Origin of the sequence: Bacteroides sp. AF39-16AC (genome assembly GCF_003602735.1) — a bacterium.
GTDB classification, from domain to species: Bacteria; Bacteroidota; Bacteroidia; order Bacteroidales; family Bacteroidaceae; genus Bacteroides; species Bacteroides uniformis.
Genome location: NZ_QTLN01000052.1, coordinates 1 through 6054 on the forward strand (window position 1 = coordinate 1; position 6054 = coordinate 6054).

Annotated in this window: 12 protein-coding genes; 8 read left to right on the forward strand and 4 right to left on the reverse strand. The window is 51.2% G+C overall.

All coding sequences use genetic code 11. From position 1 onward, the window contains the following. Positions 1 to 111: 111 nt before the first annotated feature. The 8 genes from DW039_RS20265 (at position 112) to DW039_RS20300 (ending at position 3567) form a co-directional block, all read left to right on the forward strand. On the forward strand, positions 112 to 333 hold the full coding sequence (locus DW039_RS20265; protein WP_004371749.1) for a hypothetical protein: 222 nt from the start codon (positions 112 to 114) through the stop codon (positions 331 to 333). Positions 334 to 346: 13 nt separating this feature from the next. Then, positions 347 to 763, forward strand: coding sequence for a PcfK-like family protein (locus tag DW039_RS20270; RefSeq protein WP_004371748.1), 417 nt, complete (start codon positions 347 to 349; stop codon positions 761 to 763). After that, positions 760 to 2091 (forward strand): PcfJ domain-containing protein, encoded by a 1332-nt coding sequence (locus tag DW039_RS20275; protein ID WP_028900990.1) that lies wholly within the window; start codon positions 760 to 762, stop codon positions 2089 to 2091. The genes DW039_RS20270 and DW039_RS20275 overlap by 4 nt, the downstream gene beginning before the upstream one ends. Positions 2092 to 2115: 24 nt before the next feature. Beyond that, positions 2116 to 2373: a hypothetical protein gene (locus DW039_RS20280; protein ID WP_004371745.1), complete on the forward strand. Its 258-nt coding sequence runs from the start codon at positions 2116 to 2118 to the stop codon at positions 2371 to 2373. A gap of 19 nt (positions 2374 to 2392) precedes the next feature. Further along, positions 2393 to 2623, forward strand: coding sequence for a DUF3873 domain-containing protein (locus DW039_RS20285; protein WP_004293898.1), 231 nt, complete (start codon positions 2393 to 2395; stop codon positions 2621 to 2623). Next, positions 2563 to 2865: a hypothetical protein gene (locus DW039_RS20290; protein WP_004371743.1), complete on the forward strand. Its 303-nt coding sequence runs from the start codon at positions 2563 to 2565 to the stop codon at positions 2863 to 2865. The genes DW039_RS20285 and DW039_RS20290 overlap by 61 nt, the downstream gene beginning before the upstream one ends. A 54-nt stretch (positions 2866 to 2919) precedes the next feature. Further along, a complete protein-coding gene (locus DW039_RS20295; protein ID WP_004371741.1) occupies positions 2920 to 3228 on the forward strand; it encodes a hypothetical protein in 309 nt (102 codons plus the stop codon). A gap of 117 nt (positions 3229 to 3345) precedes the next feature. After that, the gene (locus tag DW039_RS20300) at positions 3346 to 3567 is read left to right on the forward strand and encodes a hypothetical protein (RefSeq protein ID WP_004371739.1); all 222 of its coding nucleotides are present in this window, start codon (positions 3346 to 3348) and stop codon (positions 3565 to 3567) included. 51 nt (positions 3568 to 3618) lie between these two features. On the opposite strand, the gene DW039_RS20305 is transcribed toward DW039_RS20300, so the two are convergent. The 4 genes from DW039_RS20305 to DW039_RS20320 all read right to left on the reverse strand — a co-directional run. Continuing rightward, positions 3619 to 4146 carry a glycoside hydrolase family protein gene (locus DW039_RS20305; protein ID WP_004371737.1) on the reverse strand — a complete coding sequence of 176 codons (528 nt, stop codon included), beginning with the start codon at positions 4144 to 4146 and terminating at the stop codon, positions 3619 to 3621. Further along, the gene (locus DW039_RS20310; protein ID WP_004371735.1) at positions 4143 to 4646 is read right to left on the reverse strand and encodes a DUF3872 domain-containing protein; all 504 of its coding nucleotides are present in this window, start codon (positions 4644 to 4646) and stop codon (positions 4143 to 4145) included. The genes DW039_RS20305 and DW039_RS20310 overlap by 4 nt, the downstream gene beginning before the upstream one ends. Beyond that, positions 4643 to 5545, reverse strand: a complete 903-nt coding sequence (locus tag DW039_RS20315; RefSeq protein WP_004371733.1) for a toprim domain-containing protein — start codon at positions 5543 to 5545, stop codon at positions 4643 to 4645. Before DW039_RS20315 ends, DW039_RS20310 begins: the two co-directional genes overlap by 4 nt. 7 nt (positions 5546 to 5552) lie before the next feature. Continuing rightward, the coding region (locus DW039_RS20320; protein WP_165853127.1) for a conjugal transfer protein TraO at positions 5553 to 6054 on the reverse strand (502 nt) is incomplete at its 5' end.

The window sequence follows — 6054 nt, forward strand, 5'->3', positions numbered from 1 at the left end:
GATTGTAAACGGAGTGTTCCGAGTGGCGATAGGTGTAATCGTGGCTATCCTTTTCACCATTGCCTTCTTCGGCTTCATCCTTTGGTTATTCACCCTTTAACCCTTACCGACATGGCAAAGAGAAACTGCAAGACGGTAGCGCAGCAGTGCAAATATTACGAGGTGGACAACATCTTCGTGTATATGGTGGAAACGTACATCAACGGCAATTTTAGCACTTTCCGAAGATTGTACCACGAACTGAACAAGGACGCACGGAGGGACTTCATGGACTTCCTTCTCAGCGAGGTAGAGCCGACCTATTGGAGAGAGATACTTAAACAGACAATCTAAAAACGACAGCGATATGAAAGGAACAGACCATTTCAAAAGAACGATACAAATGTATCTGGAACAGCGGGCGGAGGAAGATACGCTCTTTGCGAAGAAGTACCGCAACCCTGCCAAAAACATAGACGAGTGTGTGACCCACATTCTGAACTATGTGCAGAAAAGCGGTTGCAGCGGCTTCACGGACGGAGAGATATTCGGGCAAGTCATCCACTACTATGAGGAAAACGAGATAGAGGTGGGCAAACCTATGAACTGCCAAGTGGTGGTGAACCATGTTGTGGAACTCACGGAAGAGGAAAAGGCGGAGGCACGTCAGAATGCAGTCCGCAGATACCAAGAGGAGGAACTCCGCAAGTTGCAGAACCGCAACAGACCGTCAGCGAGAAAAGAAACCCACCCCCAACCCTCATTATTTGATTTAGGCTTATGAAACCGAAGACCAAGATACAGAAAGAGGTGGCAAGACTTTCAGCCAACCTCCGCCCCATATCAACGACACAAATTGAATGGGCATACCGCCACTGCATTGAACATATAGGCTACCGCACCAAGAAAGGGAACATCACCTGCTCCGACTGCGGTCACGAGTGGCACAGCGACAGCGTACTGTGCGACACCCTTGAAGGTTGCACCTGCCCCAAATGCCATGCCGAACTCAAAGTGCAGGACACACGCAAACGTATCTACAAGGAAACGCAGTATTTCAGCGTGATAACCACCTGCAAAGGCTATCAGGTAATCCGTGTGGCGCAGGTCAGATGCGAGAGCAGGAAAGGCGAGCCGATGCACTTCTATTGCCACGAGGTTGTGCAGCGTTGGATTTCACCCGACGGTAAGGTTACGGACATGGCGTTGCTCCGTGGCTTCACATTCTGTTACTGCGATGTATGGGCATTGTGCAGCGCGATGGAGATAAGACCGCACAACAGCCTATACGATGATGTTGTGGCAAGAAGCTGTGCATATCCCAAAATGAGGGTATTACCCCAACTCAGACGCAACGGCTTCAAGGGCGATTTCCACGGCATTTCCCCCGTGCGTCTTTTCAAAGCCTTGCTTTCAGACCCAAGAATTGAAACCCTTATGAAAGGCGGTGAGATTGAGGTTATGAAACACTTTCTTTTCAATGCCCGTACTGCCGATGAATGCTGGGCATCATATCTGATTGCCAAGCGTCACAAGTATCTGATAGACAACTTCTCCATGTGGTGCGACTATCTGCGTATGCTCAACAAACTCGGTCAAGACCTCCGCAACCCGAAGAACATCTGCCCCGAAGATTTCATGGCGGCACACGACAACGCAACCCGAAAGATTGAAACCATACACGAGAAGGAACGAGCCGAGCAACGCCGCCGCTGGGAGATTGAAAGGCGTGAGCGTGAGCAACAGCGGCAACTGCAAAGGGAAAAAGATGCGGAGGATTTCATCGCCAACAAATCCAAATTCTTCGGATTGGTAATCACGGACGAGGAAATAATCATCAAGGTGCTTGAAAGTATAGACGAGTATTACAGCGAGGGCAAGGCACAGAACATCTGCGTGTTCGGCAGTGAATACTACAAGAAAGCCGACACCCTCATACTCTCGGCAAGGATTGGCGGTGAGATAATTGAAACCGTAGAGGTGGATTTGCGGACACTCAAGGTGGTGCAGTGCCACGGCAAGTACAACCAAGACACCGAATACCACGAGCGCATCATAGACCTTGTGAATAAGAACGCCAACCTTATCCGTGAGCGGATGAAAGTGGCATAGCATCAACCCTAAAACAACATTGATATGGAAGTAAGAATTGAAAGCATGATTTGTGTGTGGGACGATAAAATCCCTGCATTGTTCCTTGAATTTGTAAACCTCCTCACTCTCACAACGAGTGAGGGGGAATTGAGAAAGAGCGTAAAGGAGTTTGCCGAGAAGCACGAACTTGACAAGTTCTTCCTTTACGGCTTCGGCTCACACCATTTCTACCTGCACCAACGCTACACGAGCAACCCCGAAATGGTGATGAAGAACAGAGTTCTGTCAGTACATTTTTAACCATCTAAAAAGCAACATTATGGCAACACGAATGACCATCAACGGAGTAAGTACCTGCACGGAAGCAGGTACGGAGAAATACGAGCGTTTCCAATCGGGTATCGGCAGACGCAGGCGGACACTTGTGCAATACGACTACCGCCACACGGACGGAGAATTGTTCGCTTGTGTAAAAACCACATTGGACGAGTGCCGAACCGCAAGGGACAAGTGGCTGAACGCAAAGCAGGGAAAGGAGGGCAACCGATGAACACGACCTATCAAACGCTGATAGTCAAATTCAGCGAACCTATCACGGCATTGGACGGTATCTTTGACGATGCCCAAGCGTGGGGAACTGACACCCTCAAAGGGTGGATAGATGATTACGAAAGCACACGTTTCACCGCCACCGACAGCCATACGGCAGTCATCACGAGCGAGTATAATATGGAATGTGTGAAAGAGTGGCTGCAACGGCAGACACCCATTGCCGAGATGCGAGAATTTTGAACAAGTTGGCGGTGCGGACACCGCCAACACTTAAAACCCTAAAAACAACGGTTAATGATAGCACAGACGATATTACAGCAGATAGGCGGAAGAAGATTTACCGCCATGACGGGTAGCCGTGATTTCATCGACATGGGCAACGGCTTACGGATGAGCCTTACACGGAACAAGACAAGTGCCAACCGCCTTGACATCATCTATGATGCGGGGGCAGACCTCTACAATATGCGGTTCTACCGCAGGACATTCAGCAAAAAGACTTTCGAGTGCAAGGAAAAGTACATTGCCGTACACGAGGGCATCTATTTTGATATGCTGGAAGAAATATTCACGATGGTGACGGGACTTTACACACGCTTTTGAGTTGCGGCGGCGAGAGCCGCCCTACTTTCTTTCGGTGAGCATGATGGCGGACAAAGAAAGTAGCAAAGAAACCTCTGTGCCAATCTGCGATATTATTCACAAAAACAAGTTTTTATTATGGAAACAATCAGGCAGGACGGAAAAATCATCTTGCACGGCAACGACGGCATAAGCATAAAGATGATTTTCAAAAACCTTACGGGAAAGAATTTTCAAGGTAGGGAGTATGCGGACTATATCCGTCACATCGCAATCGGGAGCATGGGATTTACACCCGGAAGCATCGAATTTTGCAGGGATGGTGACGTGATAGATACGGGTACAATCCCGAATGTATGAAAAGCGGAAAATCCGATGAAGTTGGCGGCTTCATCGGATTTTCATTTACAGTCACGGGATATACAGCAGTGCAAACTCCGCCTTTCTCCGTTTGAGCAGCATGGCGTGGCGTTTTCCTTTGTAGTTGCAGAAGGCTACATACTCCCGGTAGATGTTCCTGTCGCCAGCCTCCAGCTTCTTTATCAAGGTGCTTTTAGGGATTGTCTTGCTACCCAAAAGCCGGTATGGACCCACGTTGTAAGCAAGCGTGGCAAGTAAAAGACTATCCTTCCCGAACTGCCGGAACATCGCGCAGAACTTCCGCAGGTCTTTCCGCAGGAGCGCGTCCGCCTGCCGCTTCGTCATGGTTCGTGCCGAGTACCTTTCGCCCGGCAAAATCTTGTGACCCCAACCCACGTATGGGTGGTGCTTTTCCGAGTGCCATCCCTCAAAATACTTCGTGCATCGTACCGCCCTCTCGAATAGAGACAGCCGGTAGATTGCCGCCTGCCCGTCCGTTCCCTCTTGGCGGCTGATCTGTGCGGACACAAAACAGACCGTCAGAAGCGAACAGAGCATTGTCATGAATACACGCATCATTTTAGCAAGGGGCTGAAGTTGCCGATGGGAACGATGGTCAAACCGTCATCCTTTGCATTCCGGTTGTTGAAGTCAAATTCCAACTCGAAAGAGTTGCCGAAGTTGTCCTCCACCACCACAATAAAGTTGTGCGCCTCTTCGCCCTCCGCCGTGTAGTACAGGCGGAACTTTTCGTTCTCCAGCAGGTAGCGGTCGTTAGGCAGGAAGGTGATGCCGTTATCCATTTTCAACTTTCCTTCTCCCTCAAACTGAAAATAGCGGATGGTGTAAAGCGTGTTAGCGAAGTCGCCCTCCTTTTTCAGCTCACAGCGGATTTCCACCGTCTGCCCCTTCGTCACCTTGTTCGGCACGGGCATGACCTCCACCGTGAAGGGATAGGACTGCTGGATGTCCATGTCGTCATCGCACGACACGATGGTGAATGACACAGCGGCTATCAGGCATAACGCCACCACCTTAAAGATATTTGTTCTCTTGTTTCTGTTGTTCAGTATGTTCATTTTTCTTCGATTTTTAGATGGTTGTTTTTCTGTTTTTTCGTTGTCTGTTGCAGATACTCGTTCAAGTCCTTGCAACCGCCATAGAGGGAGGAACGGTCGGCGACATGCGCCCCATACCGTTTGGCAAGAGCGTCAAGCGTCCGCCGTCCGGCTTCGTCACGGTCAAGGAAGCATCCGATGCGCCCGTAGCCGTCCAGCAATCCCGCCGCCTTCTCCACGTTGGCGACAGAGTTCAGTACAAGGCAGTCAGCGTTACCGGTTACGCCAAGCGTCACGGCGGAGAGAAAGTCCATGAAGCCCTCAAACACGAGGCACTCGTCAGCCGGGATTTCCTTCGTCCTTGCCAAAGACACATCTTTTGGCGGGATGCACCCCTTGAAATATCGGCTTCGGACTTCATATCCACCTGCCATATTCAGGAAACCGACAGCGAAATACCGTTTTCCACGCACACTGTAGTTCAGGCGGCAACAGTGGCGGGATGCTACTCCGATTGGTATGCCTCGTTCCTCTAAATACTCCGTCAGCGGTGAACGAAACAGCGGAGCGACCTCCACATCCTCAAAGACAGGTTCGGTCGGCTTCGGGAGATAGGCGGGCTTTTCCCATCCGGCAACCGTCATATTGGCGGCTTCCGCTATGAACTTCGCTTGCTTCATGAAGTCATCGCTTTGCAGAAACTCCCCGGCAAGCGTGAAGATGTCACCGCCCTTGCCCAAACCGAAGTCGTACCAAAGCTGTTTCGCCACGTTCACACGGAAAGAGGGGGTGCGCTCGCCCCTGTACGGGGCGATATACCACAGCTCGTTACCGCTCCTTCTGACAGGCTCATGCCCCAACCGTGCGAGAAAATCCGCAAGCGGCATCCTTCTGATAGCATCTATTTCCGTCCTTTCCATGCCCGTGTCAGTTGATGATGAACTTGACGCCGACCCCGAACTGCGTGTGGAACTTCCGCGTGTCGCCACCCCACAGGCAACGCTCACGCAGGTTGGCAAGCAGGGCGATACGGTCTGTCACGTAGCACTCCACATCGAGCGTCAGCGCACCGCCGTAGATGAAGGCGTCCCGGTCGTGCAGCGTGGAGCCGTCATGCAGCACCTTATTCCCCCAATTCACCGATTCATATCCGGCGAGAGCCGAAGCCCCGGCATAGACGAACACGATTTTTCGGGCGTCCGACAGTATCTTGAAGTAATATCCGCCCTCCGCCGTGAACTGCGCCACGGGTATCTTGGTATCCTTGTAGGGATTGTTTTTCAGGAGGTATTCGCCACCGAACACCCACTTGTTCCCCCTCTTCGTGTAAGTGGAGAGAGCCGCCCCGAAACTGTACCCGCCGTCCTTGCCGCCGGGATTGAAGCCGTCCGCCATGTCCGCCCTCACCTCGATGCCCTGCATCTTCGGC